Raw genomic sequence first — 22,259 nt, forward strand, 5'->3', positions numbered from 1 at the left:
AACAATGACGAGTGTGCTCGCGTATGATTTGGGTGCTAGCAGCGGTAGAGCGCTTCTAGGCCGTCTTACGGACCGCAAGCTAGAAGTGGAAGAGCTGCACCGCTTCCCGAATGATCCGGTGCAGGTCGGTAATCGCCTGCAGTGGGACATCCTTCGCTTGTTGCACGAGATGAAGCAGGCGCTGCTGCAAGCGAAGCATAAAGGGATTGCCATATCGAGCTTAGGTATCGATTCGTGGGCCGTTGACTTCGGCTTGATCGGCCGTAATGGCGAATTAATCGGCAATCCGTACCACTATAGGGACCACCATACGGATGGTGCGATGGAGAAGCTGCTGGGGGAAATCCCGGCAGCGGACATCTTCGCCCGAACTGGTATTCAGTTTCTACCGTTTAATACGATTTATCAGCTCTATGCGTTGAAGCAAGCCGATTCGCCTTGGCTGCGGGAAGCGGACCGATTTCTGATGATCCCGGATTTGCTGCGATATTTCCTGACCGGAGAGATGCACAATGAGTTTTCCAACGCAACCTCAACCCAACTGTACAATCCATTAGAGGGGCGATGGGACGGTGAGTTGCTACGTCAGTTGGGCATTCCCTCTTCATGGTTCGGCAGTGTCGTGCAGCCAGGAACGCGGGTAGGGAGTCTACGCTCTTCCGTGTGCACCGAGCTCGGGATCGATTCGATCCCGGTCTACGCGGTGGCGGAGCACGATACAGGATCGGCCGTTGCTGCCGTTCCAGCTACGGAACGCTCGTTCGCCTACTTGAGCTGCGGGACGTGGTCGCTCATGGGCACGGAAGTCGATCGGCCGGTCATGGGCGAGCAGGCTCTGCGAATGAACTTCACCAATGAAGGAGGCGTGAACGGAACGTTCCGTCTGCTTAAGAACATTATGGGCTTGTGGCTGCTGCAGGAGAGCCGGCGGGAGTGGGAGCGGGCCGGGCATGCCTACACGTTCCCTGAGCTGGTCCACATGGCCGAGCAGGCGCCGCCGTTCGCGGCATGGATCGATCCGGACGATGCGATGTTCCTGCATCCGGGAGACATGCCAGCGCAGATTCGTCAGTACTGTCGTCAAACCGGCCAGCAGCCGCCGGAAGAGCCTGGTGCGCTCGTTCGTTGCATTCTGGAAAGCCTCGCTTTAAAATATCGGTATGTGCTGGAGCTGACGGAACAATTGTCGGAGCAGCAGTTCAGTGGGCTGCATATGGTCGGAGGCGGCATTCACAATACGCTGCTCTGCCAATGGACCTCAAATGCCATCGGCAAGCCGGTATGGGCCGGTCCTGCTGAGGGAAGTGCGATTGGCAATCTCGTCGTTCAGTTGATTGCTCAAGGGCAGTTGTCCGACATCTGGGAAGCGCGGCGGGTCATCCGGGAGTCGTTCCCGGTGACGGTGTATGAGCCGAACGAGCAGGGAGATTGGTTGTCCGCATACGGCAAGTTTTGTGAAGTTACCGGGCTTACGTCTTAATACATGTCTGGAAGAGAGGTCATCTATGCTTGTTGCAGAGCGCTATGAGAAAATTGTTCAGCTGGTGAATGAGCGGGGAAGCATTCGGGTGTCCGAGCTGAGTGAGCTATGTCAGGTGACCGAGGAGACGATCCGGCGTGACCTGGATCGGTTGGAGCGCGCGGGGCGTCTGCTTCGATCGCATGGCGGCGCGGTAAGCGTCAAGGATCACCAGGCCCGGCAGCAGCCGGAAATTCCTTATACCGAGCGGGAGATCACGCGGGCTGAGGAGAAGAAGCAGATCGCTCAGGAAGCGATCAAGCTCATTCAGCCGCATGATCGAATCCTGCTCGATGCGAGCTCTACGGCTTGGTATATGGCTTCGAGCTTGCCTGACATTCCGCTAACCGTGCTGACCAATTCGATCAAGGTAGCGATAGAGCTCAGCGGCAAGGAGAAGATCGAGGTCATCTCCACGGGCGGCATTCTGGCTTCACGCTCGCTGTCGTACGTCGGTCCTCTGGCGGAACGTTCACTCGATGCTTATCATGTCGACAAGGCGTTCATTTCCTGCAAGGGCGTTCATCTTGAACGTGGCGTCAGCGAGTCGAACGAGCTGCAGGCGAGGGTGAAGCAGAAGATGATCGGCATGGCCGATCAGGTTATTCTTCTCGCCGACTCCAGCAAGTTCGGCGTGCAGGCGTTCACGCACGTGGCGGAGCTCGGCGAGGTCGATGCGATCGTGACCGATCGCCACCTCCCTCGTGAGACGCATGAGCGTCTGACGGAGCAGGGGATCGCGGTCACAATGGTGTAGCGCGGCGCAGCTTATTGGAAAAACAAACAGCAGGATCACGATAAACTCGTGGCCTGCTGTTTGTTTTTTGGTGGCGCGAATAGCGCGGAAAAACCGAGCTACAGCCTCCCCGGCGAGCCCTTCGGGCGCGAATAACGCGGAAAAAGAGGATGTCGATTAACTGTGGACAAGAGGAGTGGAGAGTGAAAAAGAGGACCCTGGCGAGTTTTGGCTTGAACCTCCATACCACTTGATCCCTTATACAATCAGGGAGGTTCAAACAAGATGTTTGAGCTAAAGGGGTCCTTTTTCACTTGGAACGGCCGTTTTTGCTTCTATCAACAGTTAATCGACAGCCTCAAAAACCGAGCTACAGCCTTATCGGCGGGTGCCTCAGACCTGATTAGCGCGGAAAAACCGCACTAAAGCATTTTGGCGAGAAGTTTTCGGGTGCGGCTAACGTAACTCAATATTGGAAAGAAGAACAAGAGCGTGGATCGTAACCCTCTGCCTTCCGCCAAACGCGCAAACTAAACTCGACGACCAAGTACCTGGCCGGTTTTTTCAAACTAGGCAGCAGTACAACAAGCAAAAAAGGATATGAAAAACAAAATTCAGTGCATGTAAATCCAAGGCGACAACCTATATGATAGTTCTCAGATAGGATAAAGGAGGGAAGCACAACGATGACATTGCAAGAAGGTTACACGGCATCTGGGAAAGTACAGACTCGATCACAAGCTGTACTGTCGAGCGAAGGCTTGCTCAGCTTCTGGGATTTTCAAGAGAGTTCTGGTAGTGAGCGTATCGCAAGAGGGCCATTCGAATACCGGCTTACCGAGATGAGCGGACCGATCGCCCAAGTGGAGGAAGGCGTATTCGGTCCATACTCCACCCGACTCGACCTCGGCCAATGGTTCCGCATCCCCCGCGCTGAGTGCCCAGCACTTAATCTGCATGGGTCGAACAAGCAGGTAACGGTAATAGCCTGGTTGAAATGGAACAAAACGGATTTCATCCGGTGTGAAGCTATTGCCGGGATGTGGGATGAAACACGCAAGAAGCGGCAATATTGCCTATTCCTCAATTTGCGAATATGGGACAGCGCGGAGCAGGTATGCGGGCACGTCTCTTCCGTCGGCGGACCGACAGAAGGTTACAAGTACTGTATGGACGCCGCTATTGGGCAGACCGCGATCACGCCGGACGAATGGCATTTCGTTGCCTTCACATACGACGGCTCTTATGCCAAAGCCTACTTGGACGGTTGGTTGGACGAACGGGAACAGTTCAATCCGTACGCTTACGAGGGCGGGTTGTTCGACGGAGGTGAAGACGGGGCCGACTTCACAGTTGGAGCGGTGGATCGCTCTGGCGAACCGGGTAACTTCTACACGGGACTGTTAGGCGGCTTGGCTATATTCGATCGCGCACTGTCGGATGAGGAATTGAAACAACTTGCTGTCGAGACTATGAAGTCGAAATCTTAATTACAACGTGGCTATGGATGAGGTTGCTCGTCTTTTTATTGGGACGATCGCATACACTGGGTAAGGAAACCTGACCGATCGATCTAGTGAACGGAGAGGATGCCCTGTGTTAAAGCGCCGCTGGCGTAGCCGCTCCACGAAAAAAGGGAAACGAAAGGCGTTTTTTATCGCGCTTGTCATTTCCTTTTTGTTTTTTATCCAGTCGTTTGTATACATAGATCGCAACTTGTGGCCCCCGCTTATGAATCTGGCCAAAGTGCGAGTGAAGCAGATTGCAACGGAGTCGATCAATAATGCGATCTCCGAACGGATCTCCCAAGGAACCGATTTGGAGAAATTGATTGATTGGAAGATGGATCGGAATGGCAAGATCAATGGATTCATGCTGAATTACTCGGAGCATATGAAGATACGATCACAAGCCGTCGAAACCGTTCAAAGCGCATTGAAAGGGCTTGAGGAAATACCGGAGCATATTCCGCTTGGGCAAGCGATGGACAGCGCGATCATTGCCTCGTTCGGACCGAAAATCCCGATTAAGCTCGTTCCGGCCGGTTCAGTAAAAGTCGACTTGAGCACCCGCCAGCAAAATGCAGGGATCAATATGATTCTCGTTGAGGTGTTCATCAAGATCACAGCAGAAGTGTCGATTATTATTCCGTTTGACTCAGAACCTGAAGTTGTGGATACGGAAATTCCGATCTCGTATGTGTTGGTTGTTGGGGATGTACCGATGTATTACATGGATAATAAAGGGAACCCAACCGGCAATTCTCCTGCTTTACCGCCGAGCATTTCATTGCCCAATGTCAAGGGCGACTCGGCTGCGAACGGGAACGCCGCCGCTACAGCAGATACTAAAGGTACAACAGGCAGCGCGACAGGATCCACCGGAGCAGCAGCAGATAGTAAAGCGAAGCACTAGCACTTGCCCGCTCGGACATGACCGAATCATTCCGAGCGAGCTCGTGGTGCTACCTTCTCTGCACGATTACGAAGCCGGTTTTTTTTGCCGCAGTAGATCTTCACGTTCCCATTTGCGTAAATAAGGGTAGGGGTCGAACGACCATTCCTTCGTTCCGTTATCCCGATATAGCCCGTAATGCAGATGAGGCGGGAACTTGCCTTGTGTGCCTGGCTTACCGTAGCCGGAACTGCCGACCCAACCAATAATTTGGCCAGGCTTGACAAGATCGCCTTGCTTTAAGCTCTTGTCATAACCTGATAAGTGAGCATAGTAATGATACACACTGTTCAGGTCCCGCAATCCGATTCTCCAGCCGCCGTAGTTGTTCCAGCCTTTCACTTCTACAATGCCATAACAGGTGCTCCGTACGGGAACTCCGTGTCCTGCGAACAGATCGGTCCCCTCATGAATCCGATACCCTCCCCAACTTCTGGCTGCACCCCAAGTACCTCTGTAGGAATAGTTGTTACCCACTGGCAGGGGAAACGCATGTTCATGTAGTTCCAGCGTGCCGAACGTTTCGTAAATTTTAATGAATTGTTCGATACGGTCTACAGCTCGTGCGTGTTTGTAAGTGTCCCATAAGGCTGCTTTTAGTTTCTCCGGACTTGTCCCGAACTGAGCAAGATGAGCAGCGGTTGTAGAGAGCAGATCCTGATCGTTGTTGCGGTCCGCAAGTCCGTCGCCTGATCCGTCTCGTCCCTTGCCTCCGAACACGGCGATGCTGCGAATATCGGTATCCTCATGATCCGGATTTTGCATGCCCACCCAATCGAGCTCGGAATAGTAAATGCCGATCAACCCATCACGGGGCGGTCGTTTCTTAGGATTCGCTATACTTAGCGCTCTTTCATACTGATCGACAGCTGCCAGATAAGCCCATGGAATTCCGGTAGCCTGGCTGGCTTGATCAAACAGTGCTTTTCTTTCCGCGAAAATCATTTTCATCGGCTTGTTCTTCGTGGTGGATGGAGCGGGTTCAGCCGAGATGTCCATGGAGAAGCCGCTAGACAGAACAAAGCCGGCAATAGCTAAGCATGCTATTCGGTACCAAGAAGCGGGTCTCATTTGTAATCCTCCTGACGCACATTGATGGATAAGTATAGAATGCGTTAGGGAGGCATTTTGTATGCTGAACCCGATTAACGTTTACAAGCCAGCGTTCCTTTTGCTACGATAAGTCATATTAGCGTTTACAGAGGGGGTTGTCCTTATGTTTGAGCAGCACAGAACGGAGCACACCGAGGAAGGTATGGTATTGATTCAGGCGAATCTGGACGACATGAACCCGGAGTGGTGCTCCTATGTGATGGACAGACTGTTCGAAGCCGGAGCCAATGATGTGTACTGGGTCCCAATCGTGATGAAGAAAGGACGGCCAGGCTTTATGTTGAACGTATTATGCTCAGATGAGCGTCTGGGAGCGATGGAGGACGTCATATTCAGTGAGACAACGACACTCGGGTTAAGATACTTACGCGCAGATTGTCATCGGCTGGGAAGAGCTTTCGTTCAAGTTGAGACGCCATGGGGCGCAATAACAGTGAAGACCGGCTATTATCAAGGGAAGCTTGTACAGGTTGCACCGGAATTCAAAGATTGTGAGCAGGCCGCCCTTACCCACGGAGTGCCGCTCAAGCAAGTGTATGAAGAAGCCCGTCGTGCGTTCGCGGTTCTGGAGACCGTTCGGGAGAAAAAGATTTAGAAGTGAGCGTGAAATGGGGAAAGTGGGAAATATCAAACATTTAAGAGGTAGGAGGAGTAGCTGTGATGATTGGTTCCTTTCGTAAATTGTTGCTTCTAAGTGCGGTTTTCTGCCTCATCGGAGTCTTGCCGATCGGGGTACAAGCGAGTGAGGACGGATTCCAAGACATACAGGCGAATCATTGGGCTTACGATTCTGTTGCTTGGGCTAGTGCGAACGGGATTGTAGACGGCTACCCCAACGGCACATTTCAACCCGATCAGCCTGTGAGCCAGATGGAATTTATGGCGATGCTGCTTCGTACCTTCAAGCCAGGCGACTTTAATGAAGAAGCGGGTAAAGATAATTCTTGGAGTGCGCCTTATATGAACTATATGTCGCAAATGAGGTGGAGGTATATTAGTGAAGCCAACGAGCCGGACCAAGTGAAGAACACTAACGGGGAGCCTTATGCGTCAAGAGGTTTTGTAGCCCAATTAGTGGGTGCGGCCAATGGTCGACATTATAATCGAATCGATGCCGTTAAGTACGTGCTTGATGCCGGTTTTTCCGAAGGGAAAATCAGTGCCTCAGTGGAGGGCTATATGGCGAGCGATACACTGACCCGTGCAGAAGCGGTCACATTCGTCCGCAGATTGAAAGATAAGATGATGACGGTATACCCAAGTCCAAGACTAGAAACGACCTACGATTCGAATACTTGGCAGTTGAGTCCCGCCGAGAGCATGCCGCTTCAGGTGCAAAGTCCGTCCGGTGACCCGATGTTCCAATATTCGCATATCGGATTCGATCAGCCCACAACTGGGTATGTGCTTATCAACAAGCCTACATATACAGTAACTGGAGCGGTGTACAAGGCGTATGGCGACTCGTTGACCGTACGAGTGGATGAAGTCCGTACCCCAGAAGGGTTTTCACCGATTGGGACTGTTGTTGCACCGATGAAGGATGGAACGTTCCGTGCGGAGTTGGTGATGCCATCTCCTGGGCTTTACCGTGTCTCCGTTGAATCTGAATCCCATGTTGTTCATAGACAAGGGACGGCGTTGATCACCTGGTTTTACATCGAATATAAACCAGTACCACAATAAAAAGTATCTCGTGAACGGAATTACAAATACGATGACGAGCTGTTTTCAGCCAGGAGGAATCCGGATGAAGGCAGTTTTTTTTTGTCCAGTTTGTCCCATTTAGGCTTATTTTCAGTTTGTATTAAGGTTATGTAAATATAATAGAGCCTATGAGGATGGAGTGTCCTGTAGATTAAAGTAAAGGAAGTGTAGGTCAAGTGCGTAAACTTAGGAGGAATGTGCGGTCCAGATTGAGCTGGATGGATCATAATCGCATGGCAAGCAAATTGGTGGTGCTGTTAGCCTGTATCGTAGTGCCAGTACTGCTTGTGTTCGGGATGGAATGGATCGGGCGCGGCTCGATCACAGGTACGATGAGCTGGGTCATTGCGAATCCGAAGCTGCTGCTGCTGAATGCTATTATTCAATTGTTTGTCTTTTTGATCGTATATGCATTGCTTGGTTCGCTCTTTCCGGCAATTGGGCTGACTACTGCTATCGTATCGCTTGCAGCACTAATTAACTTTTTCAAAACGAAGTTGATCGGGCAGCCCTTCTTCCCCTGGGACGTATTCCTGAAGAAGGAAAGTATGAACATCGCTCCGCTCGTAGCCGGCCCGGCCGCCTTGAAGCGGATTGCACTGATTACCGTTATCGTGCTGTTCATCGTCATGCTGCGGTTCGTGCTGCCTCGATTCGGTATTCATCCGTTCAGCCGACTGGCGATCGGGCTGTTGGCTTTATTCGCCTTGTACTCAGTCGGGATTCGTTCCCCGTGGGCTGAGCAGCTACTGAATAAAGCGGGGGTGTATGAAGTAGCCTGGAACCAGCCGCAGAACTATGCCGACAACGGAATAGCACTCGCTTTTACAATGAACGTGAAAAATTCAGTAGTGTCGAAGCCTTCCGGTTACGGGGAAGCCTCGATCTCAACACTGGCCCAATCGTTAAGCGAGCAGGAATCGCAAATGCTGCAACAGAATTGGGACGTGAAGGACGAATTGAATGGTAGGAAGCCTAACGTGATCTTCATCATGAACGAAGCTTTCTGGGACCCGACCTTATTGACGAACGTCAGTTTCAGCTCGGACCCGGTTCCTACCGTTCATCGGCTGCAACAGGAAAGCACATCTGGATATTTGCTATCCCCTCAGTTCGGTGGAGGAACGAGCAATGTGGAGTATGAGGTGTTGACTGGACAATCGATGAGCTTCCTGCCAGCAGGTTCGGTACCGTATCAACAATATATCAACAAGCCCGTCCCCAGCTTAGCCAGCTATTTCAAAAATCAAGGCTATGCCAGCATGGGACTCCATACTTATGAAGGATGGTTCTGGAATCGGCAAAATGTGTATAAGCAACTTGGCTTCGACAGCTTCAAAAGTCAGGAGCAATTCGACAACCCCGAGTACAAAGGGGCGTACATCTCCGATGCCGAAATGTCACGTAACATTGTAACGGCTGTCGAGGATTCAGATGATCCGGCCTTCATCTATGCGGTTACGATGCAAAATCACGGGCCTTATGACACCCTCCGGTACGAAGAAAATTCGATTCAAGTGCAAGGGGATCTGACGCCGGCGGCTAAGCAAACGCTGGAGACCTATAGCCAGGGAGCTTATGATGCGGACCAAAGTCTGCAGATGCTGATCGATCACTTCGAGCAGTCGGATGAACCGACGATTATCGTGTTTTTCGGTGATCATCTGCCTATGTTGGGTTACGATTATGATGTATACAAACAAGCTGGATTCATTCAGTCCAGCGATTCCACGAAGTGGTCATTGGATGAGCTCAAGAGCATGCATAGCGTTCCATTCGTGACGTGGTCGAATTTCGCCATGCCGAGTCAGACCGTACCTGTGCTGAGCGATTCATTCCTGGGTTCGTTCGTGCTCGATGCTCTGCATTTGGAGAAGCCGGCGCAATTCGCATTGAACAGCGGACTGTCTACGAGTATTCCGGGGCTCTTAAGCAATCTGGTCGTGGATGCAGCGGGTAATCTGTACTCGGCCGTGCCGGATGCTGTGAAGCCGACGATCGAGCAGTACCGTGAGCTGCAGTATGATCAATTGTTCGGCCAACAGTACGTGGCGAAGTATTATACCGAGAGCGATATTCGAAAATTGGCCGAAGCCGCMATAGAGTCAGCAAGTACGGGCGATGGAGGCGGGACCTGAGGTTGGGAAATTGACAAGAAGCCGTTCACAAGTCCTACGATCATGTAGGCCCCGTGAACGGCTTCTTTGTTGCGAGCAAGACCCGCCTGCTCGTGGCACGGCGAATCGGTTTTTTTTTATTGCTTGGGAGTGGAGCTGCGGTGTTCATCATCATGCTTATGGTCGTGCTCGTGTGAATGAGGGTGGTGATGGTCATGATGACTGTGGGTAGGGCGATATAAAATTTTGCGTTCATGTACCTGGGGATTGGACCCAAGGCGATGCGTATGGGAATGATCGTGATGGTGATCGTGATCATGTGGGTGATCGTGACCGTGATCGTGATGGTCATGATGATGATGTTGCTCCGCATGGCTATGATCATGCTGCTCGTACTGGGCAATACCGTGCTGAACTTGCCACTGCGATAAGTAAGGCTCGATTGTCCCGACTACTGCCCGCAATACATTAGGCTGATTCGGCAAATCACGTGTCCCCGCCCCATAGCCGATCGATTCGACGATCATTGGGGGCAAGCCCTTGGCGAATTCGTGCACGATCCCTGAGACGACCCCAGCACCTGTAGGTGTCGTCATCTCCATTGTGTACGGAGTAGGGGCGATCGGTAATCCCCTCATCATTTCCAGTGTGGCTGGTGCCGGTACCGGATAGATGCCGTGATCGCACTTCACCGTACCGGAGCCGAGCGGGACAGGCGAGCAGTAGATGCGCTCGACCTGCAAGGAATCCAGCGCGAGGGCGATGCCGATGACGTCGGCGATCGAGTCAATGGCGCCGACTTCATGGAAATGTACGCGATCTAATGGAATGCCGTGGATCTTACCTTCCGCGATACCGATCTTCTCGAAGACTGCTAGGCTTAACGCCTTCACACGATCGCTGAAGTCAATCGATTCGATCATCCGGATGATGTCCGAGTAATGTCTGTGGTGGGTGGGCGGTTGGTTCGGGTCGAGCAGCACGTCCACCTTCAGCGAGGAAATCCCCCGCTTATTCACTCTGCGCCATTCCAGGTGGAACGGCTCGATCTGAATCTTCGACAGCTCCTGCTCAATATAGTCACGATCGGCGCCTGCGTCTACAAGCGCGGCTAGTGTCATGTCTCCGCTAATGCCGGAGAAGCAGTCCAAATATACGATACGCATCGTTTCATTCACGCCTTTCTCGACATTAGTTTGTTGATCATGCCAGCGCTATAGCCAGCCCCATATCCATTGTCAATGTTGACGACGGTGATGCCGTTAGCGCATGAGTTCAGCATCGTCAGCAGAGCGGATAACCCGCCAAAGCTGGCGCCATAGCCGACACTCGTCGGCACGGCAATGACGGGCTTGGCCACCAGGCCGCCAACGACGCTCGCGAGTGCGCCCTCCATCCCGGCGACGACGATGATCACATTCGCTTCACGAATGACAGGAAGGCGGCGGAACAGCCGGTGAATGCCGGCCACACCCACGTCGTATACTTTCTCGACGTGGTTGCCCATGCATTCCAGCGTGATCGCCGCTTCTTCGGCGACCGGCAAGTCGGCCGTTCCGGCGCATACGACGGCAACGTAGCCGTCGTGCACCTGGAGGATCGGCTTCTTGAACCACGTGAGCGCTTGCGCGGTCGCGTGGTACATGACGCCGTCCACAGCGGTGAGCACCTGATCGGCCTTGGCTGCGTCGACGCGCGTGGCGAGCACGCGGTCAGAGTGCAGCTTCAGCCGCTCGAAGATGGCGATCAGCTGCTCAGCGGTTTTCCCAAGGCCATAGATGACCTCGGGAAAACCGGTGCGCTTCTCGCGATCGAGGTCGAGCTGGGCGAAGCCGATATCGTCGACCTTGCCGTCAGCTTCTCGACGGGCTTTCTCTTCCAGCTGCCGCTTCGCTTCGCTCAAGTCGAGCTCACCGGTCTGCACCTGCTTCAGAATTTGTTCCAAATCCAAATCGTTGTCATGTGCCATTACAGCGCCGCTTCCTTCTCCGGGGTTTTCTGCGCCGCCTTCAGCACTTCATTCATGCTGCCCGTCCGATATCCTGCGAGATCCAACGTCACGTAAGTAAACCCAAGACCCGTGAACTTCTGGAATATTTGGTCCTTCAACTCAATAACACGCTGTATTTCATCCGGCATCACTTCAATGCGCGCGATCTTGTCATGGTGACGTACCCGAACTTGCCAGAAACCTAGCTGGTACAAGTAGTCTTCCGCTTCGTCGAGTTGGTCGATTTTATAACGTTCAATCTTCGTGCCATAAGGAATCCGGGAAGACAGACAGGCGAAGGAAGGCTTATTCCAAGTTACCAGCCCCAGCTCCTTCGACAATTGACGAATCTCTTCCTTATAGAACTCCGCTTCCTGCAGAGGACTGCGTACGCCCTGCTCCTTCTTGGCCTGCAGGCCCGGACGGTAATCACCCAGATCATCCATGTTAGAGCCATCGAGAATGTAGTCATAGCCCATCTCACCGGCTAACCGCTGCAGATGGGAATACAGACCGGTCTTGCAATGATAGCAACGGTCGGGATTGTTGGCTACGAAGTCGGCATTGTCGAACTCCTTCACTTCTGTGCGGAGCAGCTTCACACCCATCTCTTCGGCTATGTGTACAGCAGCGTTGAATTCCCGCGTAGGGAACGTCTCCGAGGCTGCCGTCACGGCCAGTACCTGATCGCCCAGCACTTGATGCGCGCGTTTAAGCACGAACGTACTGTCCACCCCTCCGGAAAAAGCGATCATCACGCGGCCCATTTCCCGCAATATTTGACCCAGCTTGTCGTCCTTCTGCTGCAAAGTGAGTCCATTCATCATCTTGTCCGCTTTCATATTCATCTCCATCTCCCCATTCCGTAACAGACGTCGATCTCTTTATGCCTTAGTGTAACATAAAGCGGGAGGGCACTGATACCATATCCGAACGGATTTGCAGGACAATGTCAGGCGGGTGTGGCAAGTCGCGGCTTTCATGATATAATACAAAAAGAAAAACAGCTAAGTGCATTTTGATGTGGAAAGCAGGAATATCATGGCAACCAAACCGATACAGCGGAAACCAGACTGGCTGAAGATCAAGTTGACGTCAGCCGATGAGTTCCACCATGTGAAAGAATTGAAACAAATGATGCGTTCCAAGACGCTGCATACCGTTTGCGAAGAGGCGAAATGCCCCAATATACACGAGTGCTGGGCGAACCGTACAGCAACATTCATGATCTTGGGGGATATATGCACCCGGGCTTGCCGGTTCTGTGCCGTGAAGTCGGGTCTTCCGACCGAGTTGGACATGCAGGAGCCAGACCGTGTTGCAGAAGCAGCCGAACAGATGGGCTTGCGCCATTGTGTAGTCACGTCGGTCGCACGCGATGATCTGTCCGACGGTGGTGCATCGATATTCGCGGCCACGATACAGGCGGTCCGCAAGCGTCTGCCGATGTGCGGCGTCGAAGTGCTTATCCCGGATTTCCTCGGGAACGAAGCGTCGCTTCAGATCGTGATGGACGCGAAGCCTGACATTCTGAACCACAACCTGGAGACTGTAGAACGAACATCTGACCGCGTCCGCTCTAAGGCGAAGTACCGCCGTTCCCTTGAACTGCTAGCCCGTGCGAAGCAGATGCAGCCAGGTATTCCAACCAAGTCGAGCATTATGCTAGGTGTTGGCGAAGAATGGGATGAGATTTTGCAGACGATGGACGATCTGAGAGCTGTTAATTGCGACATCATGACGATCGGTCAATACTTGCAACCGACCAAGCAGCATATGGACGTGAAGAAGTTCTACACTCCTGAGCAGTTCGCTATGCTGAAGGCGGAAGGCATGAAGCGGGGCTTCAGTCACGTGGAATCCGGGCCGCTCGTGCGCAGTTCCTACCATGCCCACGAACAAGTTCGCTCCGCCGAGGCAACCGTTAACTCGTAAAACGTATAACTAGCATCGACACCCACCATAGATAGGATCGTACAGTGGATTTTTAGATGACGGGGAGGGGAAGCCTGTGATTCATATGGGAGGTCGGACGTACGAAATCGTCGTCGATCATCGGAATGCCTATAACTTCGAGGCGTTTCGCGACCGTTACAGCGAAGTGCTGGAGCGCTACGATTATATCGTAGGAGACTGGGGTTACAATCAGCTGAGGCTGAAAGGATTTTTTAAGGAAAACAACCAAAAGTCCACCCGGGATACTTCCGTTGCAAGTCTTAGCGACTATTTGAACGAATATTGCAATTTCGGCTGCGCCTATTTCGTGCTTGAGCGGATGATCACCAAGAATGCACCCAAGCTTCCCCAACTCGTGAATGATGAGAATCCGAGTCCTGGTCAAGAGCTTACGCCAACTCAGGATCAACCACTAGAGCCAGCACACAATCAAACTCAGAGTCAGACGGGTAGACACGGTAGGTCGGAACACGGGCCTCAGGGCAGGCACGAACAATCGAATAAATCCGAACACTCGAACAAACATGAACACCAAGGCAAGCCGCAGCACCAAGGCAAGCGCGAACATCCGAATCGACATGAGCAACACGGCAGACATGATAAATCGAACAAGCATGAACAGCAGCAAGCCAAACAAGATCAGCAACAAGGGAAGCAAGATCAACAACAAGCCAAGCAAGACTCACGCAAAGCCGAACAAGCTTAGGGACGATGTCCCTAAGCTTGTTTTTTTAACAGAATCAGAAAGTATAAACTTCGAGAGGTTGCATCCTGATTCGGCATAAAAAGTTACCGCTAAAGACGAACCCGCTTCACCGAGTTGCTCCGATAGGAGCTTTTTTTAACTGAAAGTAAATCGTCTCGAGTTTCTGAGGGAGTCCAGAGGCTGTCCCTTAATTGCTTACCTTAATGGATGCAGTAAACCACGAATTAGTCGAATAAATGGGGTAAATCCTGCACTTTTGCACTTTTGTAACATTCTGGAATTAGATCAGGCGAAAGTAAGACGTAACGCCTTGATAGAAAGTGGAATAAGAGAGGGCAGACTGCTCTCCCCACGTACTAACTGAACTCATCAGCCAAGGACCGTACGGTGATCTTCCGGACGATTGTCTTAAAGGAAGGCGTCGACGAAGATTGGGCATCCCCATAGCCTGACCCAACACTAAGAAAACCTGGTCGATTCACCGATCAGGTTTTCTTAGCCATATCTTCCCGGATTACTCCACGATCTCACCGATAAATGCTTCACGTACCCGATTCCAGAACGGGAATGGACGGAAGCGTGCGAAGCTGACCTTCTGTTCGGCGACCATGCTGCGGATTGATACGATATCGTTCATTTGTACGTTCAGATGGTCAATGGTGAGCAGCATATTCATTTTCTTCTTCGGATAAATGTCGCAATGATGGTGCTTCGGCAGCACAATTGACGATCCGAGTGAACGGTAGACCCGGTTGTTCAACGAAGCCATCTCGGCGATCTGGATTGCATCCAGCGAAGGGTGCAGAATGGCACCGTTCAAGCTTTTGTTATACCCGGTACTGCCTGATGGCGTAGAGATGCAGATGCCATCGCCCCGGAACATCTCGAACCGCTCGTCATTAATATGCAGCTCGGCCACAAGCGTTGCTTCTCCGCCCTTCAAGGTGAACTCGTTCAGCGCGAGATGGGTTTCCGTGCCTCGCTCGGTCTCGATTTCAATCTGCACGATCGGGTATTTGACCGTTCTGAGCGGTGGTGACGCTTGAGCGGCTGCCATGCTGTTGACCAAATCTTCGACTTCCGCCGGCTTCCAATCGGCATAGAAACCAAGATGGCCAGTATGAATGCCGACGAACGAAGTGGAATCCAATTGGTTGGCGTACATATGAAACGCGTGTAGCATCGTACCATCGCCGCCGACTGAGATGACGATGTCTGGTCTGTCTTTATCTTGCTCCATGCCGCGGCTAGCGGCCAGCTCATGGAAGCGGTCTTTGGTCTGAATGGATATGTCGTCGCCTCGATGGACTACGTTATATTTCACTACGGGCTCTCCCCTTTGTATCTGCTTGAACAATGCTTGAACATAGTCTCATCATAATCAATTCCGGTCCAAGACACAATGGGATGAGCTAGGAGAATGCGCGTAGAATCGGCCGGATTATGGAATATAGCACCAAGAGAAGTAGGATGCCCGTCAGGATGGCGAATGGAAGGAGGATAGATCCGGAGACTAGCGCAATCTGAAGGCGGTGTCCTAACGTAGCCCCTACCGCAATTGCCGTGTCGCCTGTCCAAGCAGCAGGGCTCGTGTTGGGGAAAAGGTTGAGCGTCGTTGCGGCATGAGCGATCAGGCTACGAAGGGGCTGCAAGGGGGACCACAGCACATAGACGAAGACAGTTGCCAACACCGCATGTATGCCTCTTGCGGCGATGAAGGGCCAATACCGCAGGTTTGTCCGGTTGAGCAGGCTGACGATTTGGGCATGAACACATATGCCGCCCCATGACAAGATGAAGGCAGCAACCGCTACCTTATGTTGCAGCAGCAAATGGATGCCTGCCTCAGCCGAGGAGCGGGCACCCAGGGTTACTTCGAACAGTCCGTTAATGACGGCCTGAGAGAGCTCCTGGGGAATGCCGACGCCTTTCAACAGAAAGGCCGTCATGTCAGAGAGGCGGCTCATCATATGCGTGACACTCATCATTTCAAGGAAAACGCAGAAGAACACGACCAAGCCGCCAATGACCATAATAAGCTTCAAGGAAGCTTGAATCGCTTCCTGCAGCATCAGCCCCAGAGAGCGTCCATCGCGCAGACGGGCTTGATGCATGGCCGCAAGCGCACGCCAGACGATCGACGCTCCAGCCGCGCCAGCCAGAGGAGTGAGCGGGGCAGGGAGTGTCTCCTTGCTGCCATGGAACCGCATCAGCAGACCGATGACGACGGACGAACCATAATGAGCGGCTGCGAGAATGACAGCGAGGCTTACGTCATGGAAGAAGCCGACCGACACCGCGCCGATCAGGAAGATCGGGTCAGACGATGTAGTGAACGCTACCAGTCTCTCACCTTCTTCCCGAGTGACGAGACGTTGATCCCATAGCTGGGACGTCAGTCTGGCCCCTACCGGATAACCGGAGGCGAAGCCCATGGCCATCACGAAGCCGCCGATACCAGGTACCCGGAACAACGGACGCATCATCGGATCAAGCAGGGTTCCGAAGAAATGTACGAGACCGAAGCCTAGCATTAGCTCTGCGATGACGAAGAAGGGGAACAGGGCGGGGAACAAGATGTCCCACCAGATGGAAAGGCCTTGCAAGGCAGCCTGCCAAGCGTCCCCTGGATAGACGAGCATCAGGCCGAATAAAGCGACGAACGAAGCCGCGAATACAGCGGTTGACCAGTGCCGCAATGTGAGCATCATGTCACCTCCGATAGGTGATTGCGTTAAATCTTGTCCTCTCTACGTATATGTTCGCAAGTCCTTCGTCATGCGGACAAACCTGAAATGAAAACGAATACAAAATGTTGTTGAGTGTGCTGAATTTTAGACCATAGTGTGATACAATGAAAAAAAGCCGACGGAGTGATGCTTATGATGAGCGTGGTAGCAGGACTAATCGTATGTGCCTTCGTTTTTGTGATCAAGGAAACGCTGATGAGTTCAGCAGAAGAAGATATGGAGAATTGACCCATTCAGGATGAACCACATGTAAGCACGGTGCTGACTTTTCGACAGAAAAGATGGCATCGTCTTATTTTTGTATTGTATAATAATGGAGTCCGACGCTTTCTATCGTACTTCAGCATACATTTAGGAACAGTCAGGAGATTATTCAGGTATGAACTCGGAGCAACAAGGGATGACAATTTATGAGGCAATTGGCGGAGCGGATGCGGTACACAAGCTTGTTGAAGCTTTTTATCCTCTAGTGCAATCGCATCCTTTAATCGGACCTTTGTTTCCAGCAGACATAACACCTGTCATGGAGAAGCAGTTTATGTTTCTGACCCAGTTTTTCGGCGGACCTCCCCTATATTCCGATCAATACGGGCATCCGATGATGCGGGGGCGGCACATGCCGTTTCCGATCACACCTGAACGGGCCGATGCATGGCTCGCCTGTATGGGCACTGCGCTTGGAACGCTTGGTCTTGATGAGGAGCTGCAACGAGCAGTATTGACACGGTTGAGAGGCCCTGCGCATCATTTTGTGAATACGGACTAAGTAGTTACCTGTACAGGGTACAGTTCGTGAAAGGATGGACTCAGTTGTGGAAGTAGCGCCGTTATATCAAATTAAAGTGACCTGCTTGTGTTGTGAGCAAAATTTTCAAACTTCGCGGGTACGCCCCAGCTTCAAGAAGTCCAAGGGCTCGGATACCGACTTCTGCATGCATTACAAGGATATCAATCCGGACTTTTATGTGGTACGGGTTTGCCCATTCTGCGGGTTTGCCGTAACTGAGAATTTCTCGGAGCGAATGACACCTAAGCAGAAGGAAGACTATTATGAGCGGTTCGGGAAAAATTGGTCCGCACGCGAGTATGGCGGAGAGAGAGATTGGGCGAGTGCCCTACAGACGTTCAAGTTAGCTTTGTTATGCGCGCAAATTAAAGGCGAGCGGGACCGTATCCTGGCAGGCTTGCTTCATCACATCGCCTGGCTGTATAGAGTCCGGAATGACAAGGAGCAGGAAGACCGGTTTCTGAAGTATGCTCTGGAAGCTTATGTCCGGGTATTCGAGGGCGAAGAGGACAATATGAACAACGCTCGACTCATGTACCTGATGGGAGAGCTTAACCGACGCTTGAAGAAATACGGCGAAGCGATTCGTTGGTTCGGCAAAGTCATTAACGATAAGAAAATTGTGGATGCTGCCATGATCCGCGCTTGTCGCGAACAATGGGTAGCTACCCGGGAAGATATGCTGGCCGATAAGTTGGAATTGCCGGAAGAATTAATGGAAAAGCCCTAGGGGAATTAACCCTTGGGCTTTTGTTTGTCGCCAGTAAGTAAAACGTAACTCCTTAAACGAAAGAAGAAGGAAAGAGGGCGTGGGAGGGGGTGGAGAAGCGGAGCGGAATCTCCTCCCACGCCCTCCTCACGTGCCAAACTGAACTCATCTACTCGTCACCCATCACACCGACTCCTCAACCGGCAACTCGAAGAAAGTGTACCGGTTCTTTCCGTTGCGCTTGGAGGCGTATAGCGCCTGATCGGCTTCGGTCATCAACCTCATTAGATCATCGCCTGCTCGATCGGCAATAGCAACCCCGATTGAGATCGAGATGGAGTGGCTCGGCTGATATTCGCGGCCGTGGAACGGATGCTCCACCACGGTCTGGCACAACCGATGAGCCAGATAGGCGATCATTCGAACATCGGTCGAATGACACATCACAATGAATTCCTCACCGCCGTAACGCGCGATATAATCTTGCTCCCCGACGCTATGACGCAGCAGTTGCCCGACTTCCCGAAGTAATTGGTCCCCCTGCAAGTGACCGTGTGTGTCGTTATAATTTTTGAAATTGTCGATATCGATCATGAGAATACTGATCTTGCGCTTCTGCAACGTACTGGCGGCGATTTCGGTAAAACCACGGAAATTCGGCAGCATCGTCATCCGGTCCTGATTCGCTTCAAGTTCCAGCTGTCGATGCATCATCCAACTCGTATGTTCGTCGTTATACATGACGATTAACACGACGACGCAGATCACAGTGATGGTCAACATATAGATGTTCATCAAGATGTAGTCCCACATGGGTGCAGTCTGTACTAATGAGCCAGCCGTCAGCTTGAATACGAACAAGAGGAGACAAGCTTGTAGCCCCTTCGCAATCTTGATGTGGGCATAGCCTGCGTCCCGATCTTTCTGGTGGAACAATATGCTGACCATCGCGGGAATGAGGAGCCCGTCAAGGAGCTCATAGACCATATAGGGGTGGTTTAGCCATAACGTATACAGGGCAGGTGGAATGGCGGATAAGAGGCCGATTGGCCACCCGAACCGCATGCCTGCCATAATGATCGGTATATATCGCAAATCCGGGATAATTAAATCCGTAGACATGGGGAGCAACATCATTAGTATCGAAGATAGACCTGTTAACAGAGGGACCATCAGCGATTCGAGTGCTCCATCAACAATGCGATTTCGAATCTTCAACGCGATATAGCTTAAGGCAACAAGCGTGCAAGCATTCGTAACCGGGATGAGGTATTCTTCCATAAGTTCATTCGCTCCTGAAACGTAAACCGTACATTCCTTGTGAAAAGATATGTATTCTACATATCGTATCTATTTTCCTTTAATTCGGAATTGTTCGCAGGATTCGATCAGTCAGGATATAGTCCGTGTCCGCGTCGATTGCGGTTACTTTCTCATGACAGCAAGGGAACACGATCAACCACTTGCGTCCTTCATGAATCGTCTGCAGATGCTTCTTCTTGAGAGGGAGCATCACATTCGATCGTTGGCAGAAGGGGCATTCGTGAACATAGACGTCACCTTGAATCGTTTCGTATGGCATGGTTTGACGAAAAGGAATCATTATTCTTTCTTCCCGTCTTCGTCTTGTTCTTGTGCGAGTTCCATCAGTTTGCGCATAAGGATGTGCTGAGGCATGTGCATCAAATGCTCCAACGGTACATTCAATCGTTCCGCCAGCTTCACTGCGGTTTCTGGAGATATTTGCAATGGTTTCATATGGCTTCCTCCCAAGTTTGAATACTATAGTTATACACTACTTTTACTGGAAGTCCAACCCGTATGCGGCGACTGTAGCATTTTAATTCAAGAGTGAAGTATGATTTAATAAAAGAGAGCTTGAGCTATATAAAGAAAGGTGAGATTGACATGAAAGAACCGTTAAGTGTCGTATGGGATTTGGACATTATTTTTGCAGGAGGCAGCGCCTCCCCGACGTTCGCTCAGTTTCTGGATCGTCTCGACCAGCAAATGATTGAATTCCGTGCCAGTCTGGAGCAGGTGAAGCATCCAATTGCAGAGCCGCTTGCCGTGCTGTTGCCATTAGTGGAGACGATGCAAGCGATCTTGCTAAGCATTCGTGAAGCCGATTCATTCGTAAGCTGTCTCACAGCCGAGAATCAGAACGATAAAAAAGCGGTTCAATTGAACGGACGTGTCGCTGTGATGGGCGCTCAGTTCAACTCGGCGTTAACCCACTTCGATCAGTTGCTGAAACAAATACCAGACGACGCCTGGGAGATTCTCCTCAAGGATGAAGCGATCGTTCCGATTGCGTACCCGCTCGATGAACGCCGTCAGCAGGCTAAGGAGAAGTTGCCCCCTGAGCAAGAATCGCTCATTAGCGATTTGGCCGTGGACGGGTACCATGGCTGGGGCGAACTGTACAATACGACGGTCAGCAAGTTCAACATTCCGTATGAAGAGAATGGCAAGACGATCCAGTTGTCCGCTGGACAAGCACACAACAAGCTGCATAGCCCAGATCGGACCGTCCGGGAGCGGGTATTCCAGCAATGGGAAGAAACGTGGTCGCAATCCGCGGATTTCTGTGCCGATGCCTTGAACCGGTTAGCTGGATTCCGACTGCAGACTTACAAGAACAGGGGCTGGGACTCCATTCTGAAGGAGCCGCTCGCAATTAATCGCATGTCAGACCGGACGCTGCAGGTCATGTGGGACGTCATTGAACGCAACAAGCCGATATTCGTCACCTATTTGCAGCGCAAGGCTCGTCTGCTAGGGGTGGACAAGTTAAGCTGGCACGATGTCGAAGCGCCGATCGGTTCCGCGACCAAGCTGTACCCATACGATGAAGCGGCTACGCTTATCGTCGATCAATTCCGACGCTTCAGCCCGAAGCTGGCCGAGTTCTCGGAGATGGCGTTCGAGAAACGTTGGATCGAAGCAGAGGACAGAGCTGGCAAACGTCCAGGAGGATTCTGCACATCCTTACCGCTTAGCGAAGAGACGCGCATCTTCATGACGTATGCGAATACGGCATCCAACGTCTCGACCTTGGCACACGAACTGGGTCACGCCTATCATCAGCATGTGATGAACGATATTCCAGGGCTAGCCCAGGAATACGCGATGAATGTAGCGGAGACCGCTTCAACGTTCGCCGAGATGATCGTCTCCGACGCGGCAGTCAAGCATGCTGCGAACGAAGAGGAGCGTCTAGCTCTATTGGAAGATAAGATTCAGCGATCAGTCGCATTCTTCATGAATATTCATGCTAGATTCCTGTTCGAGACGGAGTTCTATGAGAAACGCCGCTCTGGACTGCTCAGCGTCGAAGAATTGAATGAGCTGATGGTAAGCGCCCAGAAACGAGGGTATCAAGACGCATTAAGCGAATATCACCCCCACTTCTGGGCGTCGAAGCTGCACTTCTATATTACGAGTGTCCCGTTCTACAACTTCCCGTATACGTTCGGCTACCTGTTCAGCGCGGGCTTGTACGCCAGTGCTCTGAAGGAAGGTGCTGCATTTGAAGACCGCTATATCGCCTTGCTGCGCGACACAGGCAGCATGACCGTCGAGCAATTGGCGATGAAGCACCTGGGAGTCGATCTGACCGAGCCGGAGTTCTGGCAGAGTGCGGTCGACCTGGCCGTAGCGGATGTCAACACATTCTTGCAAATGACAGAATCATAAGCTTAGCGTGTTCGCT

At 51.8% G+C, this 22,259-nt stretch carries 21 protein-coding genes; 12 read left to right on the forward strand and 9 right to left on the reverse strand.

All coding sequences use genetic code 11. From position 1 onward, the window contains the following. Positions 1-4 precede the first annotated feature (4 nt). The 4 genes from rhaB (at position 5) to yunB (ending at position 4,670) form a co-directional block, all read left to right on the forward strand. Positions 5-1,480 (forward strand): rhamnulokinase, encoded by a 1,476-nt coding sequence (gene rhaB, locus AC1DWB_RS03870; RefSeq protein WP_477539712.1) that lies wholly within the window; start codon positions 5-7, stop codon positions 1,478-1,480. A 25-nt stretch (positions 1,481-1,505) separates the two neighbouring features. Next, the gene (locus AC1DWB_RS03875; RefSeq protein WP_477539713.1) at positions 1,506-2,276 is read left to right on the forward strand and encodes a DeoR/GlpR family DNA-binding transcription regulator; all 771 of its coding nucleotides are present in this window, start codon (positions 1,506-1,508) and stop codon (positions 2,274-2,276) included. Between the two features lie 665 nt (positions 2,277-2,941). Next, entirely contained in the window at positions 2,942-3,745 is an 804-nt protein-coding gene (locus tag AC1DWB_RS03880) for a LamG-like jellyroll fold domain-containing protein (protein ID WP_477539714.1), read from the forward strand. A gap of 106 nt (positions 3,746-3,851) precedes the next feature. After that, positions 3,852-4,670, forward strand: coding sequence for a sporulation protein YunB (yunB, locus tag AC1DWB_RS03885; protein WP_477539715.1), 819 nt, complete (start codon positions 3,852-3,854; stop codon positions 4,668-4,670). Positions 4,671-4,736: 66 nt separating this feature from the next. Here yunB and AC1DWB_RS03890 read toward each other — a convergent pair whose 3' ends face one another. Beyond that, positions 4,737-5,780, reverse strand: a complete 1,044-nt coding sequence (locus AC1DWB_RS03890) for a M23 family metallopeptidase (protein ID WP_477539716.1) — start codon at positions 5,778-5,780, stop codon at positions 4,737-4,739. Between the two features lie 145 nt (positions 5,781-5,925). On the opposite strand from AC1DWB_RS03890, the gene larC2 reads away from it, so the two are divergent. The 3 genes from larC2 (at position 5,926) to AC1DWB_RS03905 (ending at position 9,667) form a co-directional block, all read left to right on the forward strand. Next, positions 5,926-6,417 carry a nickel pincer cofactor biosynthesis protein LarC2 gene (gene larC2, locus AC1DWB_RS03895; protein WP_477539717.1) on the forward strand — a complete coding sequence of 164 codons (492 nt, stop codon included), beginning with the start codon at positions 5,926-5,928 and terminating at the stop codon, positions 6,415-6,417. Between the two features lie 65 nt (positions 6,418-6,482). Continuing rightward, positions 6,483-7,508, forward strand: coding sequence for an S-layer homology domain-containing protein (locus AC1DWB_RS03900; protein ID WP_477539764.1), 1,026 nt, complete (start codon positions 6,483-6,485; stop codon positions 7,506-7,508). Between the two features lie 254 nt (positions 7,509-7,762). Further along, complete coding sequence (locus tag AC1DWB_RS03905; protein ID WP_477539718.1) at positions 7,763-9,667, forward strand: LTA synthase family protein; 1,905 nt, start codon at positions 7,763-7,765, stop codon at positions 9,665-9,667. 116 nt (positions 9,668-9,783) lie between these two features. Here AC1DWB_RS03905 and larC read toward each other — a convergent pair whose 3' ends face one another. From larC to larE, 3 genes are read right to left on the reverse strand one after another with little or no spacing between them, the layout of a single operon-like run. Continuing rightward, the gene (larC, locus tag AC1DWB_RS03910; RefSeq protein ID WP_477539719.1) at positions 9,784-10,812 is read right to left on the reverse strand and encodes a nickel pincer cofactor biosynthesis protein LarC; all 1,029 of its coding nucleotides are present in this window, start codon (positions 10,810-10,812) and stop codon (positions 9,784-9,786) included. Between the two features lie 8 nt (positions 10,813-10,820). After that, positions 10,821-11,615: a nickel pincer cofactor biosynthesis protein LarB gene (larB, locus tag AC1DWB_RS03915; protein ID WP_477539720.1), complete on the reverse strand. Its 795-nt coding sequence runs from the start codon at positions 11,613-11,615 to the stop codon at positions 10,821-10,823. Then, entirely contained in the window at positions 11,615-12,484 is an 870-nt protein-coding gene (gene larE, locus AC1DWB_RS03920; protein ID WP_477539721.1) for an ATP-dependent sacrificial sulfur transferase LarE, read from the reverse strand. The genes larB and larE overlap by 1 nt, the downstream gene beginning before the upstream one ends. Positions 12,485-12,677: 193 nt before the next feature. On the opposite strand from larE, the gene lipA reads away from it, so the two are divergent. Then, entirely contained in the window at positions 12,678-13,571 is an 894-nt protein-coding gene (lipA, locus tag AC1DWB_RS03925; RefSeq protein WP_477539722.1) for a lipoyl synthase, read from the forward strand. Positions 13,572-13,656: 85 nt separating this feature from the next. Next, positions 13,657-14,298, forward strand: coding sequence for a YutD family protein (locus tag AC1DWB_RS03930; protein WP_477539765.1), 642 nt, complete (start codon positions 13,657-13,659; stop codon positions 14,296-14,298). A 514-nt stretch (positions 14,299-14,812) separates the two neighbouring features. Here AC1DWB_RS03930 and AC1DWB_RS03935 read toward each other — a convergent pair. Continuing rightward, positions 14,813-15,622 (reverse strand): NAD kinase, encoded by an 810-nt coding sequence (locus tag AC1DWB_RS03935; RefSeq protein ID WP_477539723.1) that lies wholly within the window; start codon positions 15,620-15,622, stop codon positions 14,813-14,815. A gap of 88 nt (positions 15,623-15,710) precedes the next feature. Beyond that, positions 15,711-17,009: a sporulation integral membrane protein YlbJ gene (ylbJ, locus tag AC1DWB_RS03940; RefSeq protein WP_477539724.1), complete on the reverse strand. Its 1,299-nt coding sequence runs from the start codon at positions 17,007-17,009 to the stop codon at positions 15,711-15,713. 418 nt (positions 17,010-17,427) lie between these two features. Here ylbJ and AC1DWB_RS03945 point away from each other — a divergent pair, with 418 nt between their 5' ends. Together AC1DWB_RS03945 and AC1DWB_RS03950 are read left to right on the forward strand one after the other, a co-directional pair. Further along, positions 17,428-17,814, forward strand: a complete 387-nt coding sequence (locus AC1DWB_RS03945) for a globin domain-containing protein (RefSeq protein WP_477539725.1) — start codon at positions 17,428-17,430, stop codon at positions 17,812-17,814. 34 nt (positions 17,815-17,848) lie between these two features. Next, positions 17,849-18,565, forward strand: coding sequence for a DUF2225 domain-containing protein (locus AC1DWB_RS03950; protein ID WP_477539726.1), 717 nt, complete (start codon positions 17,849-17,851; stop codon positions 18,563-18,565). Between the two features lie 162 nt (positions 18,566-18,727). Here the strand turns inward: AC1DWB_RS03950 and AC1DWB_RS03955 are convergent, their stop codons facing one another. The 3 genes from AC1DWB_RS03955 to AC1DWB_RS03965 form a co-directional block, all read right to left on the reverse strand. Then, on the reverse strand, positions 18,728-19,825 hold the full coding sequence (locus tag AC1DWB_RS03955) for a diguanylate cyclase (protein WP_477539727.1): 1,098 nt from the start codon (positions 19,823-19,825) through the stop codon (positions 18,728-18,730). Between the two features lie 79 nt (positions 19,826-19,904). Beyond that, entirely contained in the window at positions 19,905-20,147 is a 243-nt protein-coding gene (locus AC1DWB_RS03960) for a hypothetical protein (protein WP_477539728.1), read from the reverse strand. After that, entirely contained in the window at positions 20,147-20,302 is a 156-nt protein-coding gene (locus AC1DWB_RS03965) for a YycC family protein (protein ID WP_477539729.1), read from the reverse strand. Before AC1DWB_RS03965 ends, AC1DWB_RS03960 begins: the two co-directional genes overlap by 1 nt. A gap of 150 nt (positions 20,303-20,452) precedes the next feature. Here AC1DWB_RS03965 and AC1DWB_RS03970 point away from each other — a divergent pair, with 150 nt between their 5' ends. Then, positions 20,453-22,243 carry a M3 family oligoendopeptidase gene (locus tag AC1DWB_RS03970; RefSeq protein ID WP_477539730.1) on the forward strand — a complete coding sequence of 597 codons (1,791 nt, stop codon included), beginning with the start codon at positions 20,453-20,455 and terminating at the stop codon, positions 22,241-22,243. The last annotated feature ends 16 nt before the right edge of the window (positions 22,244-22,259 follow it).

This window comes from Paenibacillus sp. P4_E11 (assembly GCF_056401635.1).

What these genes read in the sequence shown, in the direction of transcription:
- rhaB (WP_477539712.1), top strand. Translation starts at nt 5, where the DNA reads ATGACGAGTGTGCTCGCGTATGATTTGGGTGCTAGCAGCGGTAGAGCG.
- AC1DWB_RS03875 (WP_477539713.1), top strand. Translation starts at nt 1,506, where the DNA reads ATGCTTGTTGCAGAGCGCTATGAGAAAATTGTTCAGCTGGTGAATGAG.
- AC1DWB_RS03880 (WP_477539714.1), top strand. Translation starts at nt 2,942, where the DNA reads ATGACATTGCAAGAAGGTTACACGGCATCTGGGAAAGTACAGACTCGA.
- AC1DWB_RS03890 (WP_477539716.1), bottom strand. Translation starts at nt 5,780, where the DNA reads ATGAGACCCGCTTCTTGGTACCGAATAGCATGCTTAGCTATTGCCGGC.
- larC2 (WP_477539717.1), top strand. Translation starts at nt 5,926, where the DNA reads ATGTTTGAGCAGCACAGAACGGAGCACACCGAGGAAGGTATGGTATTG.
- AC1DWB_RS03900 (WP_477539764.1), top strand. Translation starts at nt 6,483, where the DNA reads ATGATTGGTTCCTTTCGTAAATTGTTGCTTCTAAGTGCGGTTTTCTGC.
- larC (WP_477539719.1), bottom strand. Translation starts at nt 10,812, where the DNA reads ATGCGTATCGTATATTTGGACTGCTTCTCCGGCATTAGCGGAGACATG.
- larB (WP_477539720.1), bottom strand. Translation starts at nt 11,615, where the DNA reads ATGGCACATGACAACGATTTGGATTTGGAACAAATTCTGAAGCAGGTG.
- larE (WP_477539721.1), bottom strand. Translation starts at nt 12,484, where the DNA reads ATGAATATGAAAGCGGACAAGATGATGAATGGACTCACTTTGCAGCAG.
- lipA (WP_477539722.1), top strand. Translation starts at nt 12,678, where the DNA reads ATGGCAACCAAACCGATACAGCGGAAACCAGACTGGCTGAAGATCAAG.
- AC1DWB_RS03930 (WP_477539765.1), top strand. Translation starts at nt 13,657, where the DNA reads ATGGGAGGTCGGACGTACGAAATCGTCGTCGATCATCGGAATGCCTAT.
- ylbJ (WP_477539724.1), bottom strand. Translation starts at nt 17,009, where the DNA reads ATGATGCTCACATTGCGGCACTGGTCAACCGCTGTATTCGCGGCTTCG.
- AC1DWB_RS03945 (WP_477539725.1), top strand. Translation starts at nt 17,428, where the DNA reads ATGAACTCGGAGCAACAAGGGATGACAATTTATGAGGCAATTGGCGGA.
- AC1DWB_RS03950 (WP_477539726.1), top strand. Translation starts at nt 17,849, where the DNA reads ATGGACTCAGTTGTGGAAGTAGCGCCGTTATATCAAATTAAAGTGACC.
- AC1DWB_RS03955 (WP_477539727.1), bottom strand. Translation starts at nt 19,825, where the DNA reads ATGGAAGAATACCTCATCCCGGTTACGAATGCTTGCACGCTTGTTGCC.
- AC1DWB_RS03960 (WP_477539728.1), bottom strand. Translation starts at nt 20,147, where the DNA reads ATGATTCCTTTTCGTCAAACCATGCCATACGAAACGATTCAAGGTGAC.
- AC1DWB_RS03965 (WP_477539729.1), bottom strand. Translation starts at nt 20,302, where the DNA reads ATGAAACCATTGCAAATATCTCCAGAAACCGCAGTGAAGCTGGCGGAA.
- AC1DWB_RS03970 (WP_477539730.1), top strand. Translation starts at nt 20,453, where the DNA reads ATGAAAGAACCGTTAAGTGTCGTATGGGATTTGGACATTATTTTTGCA.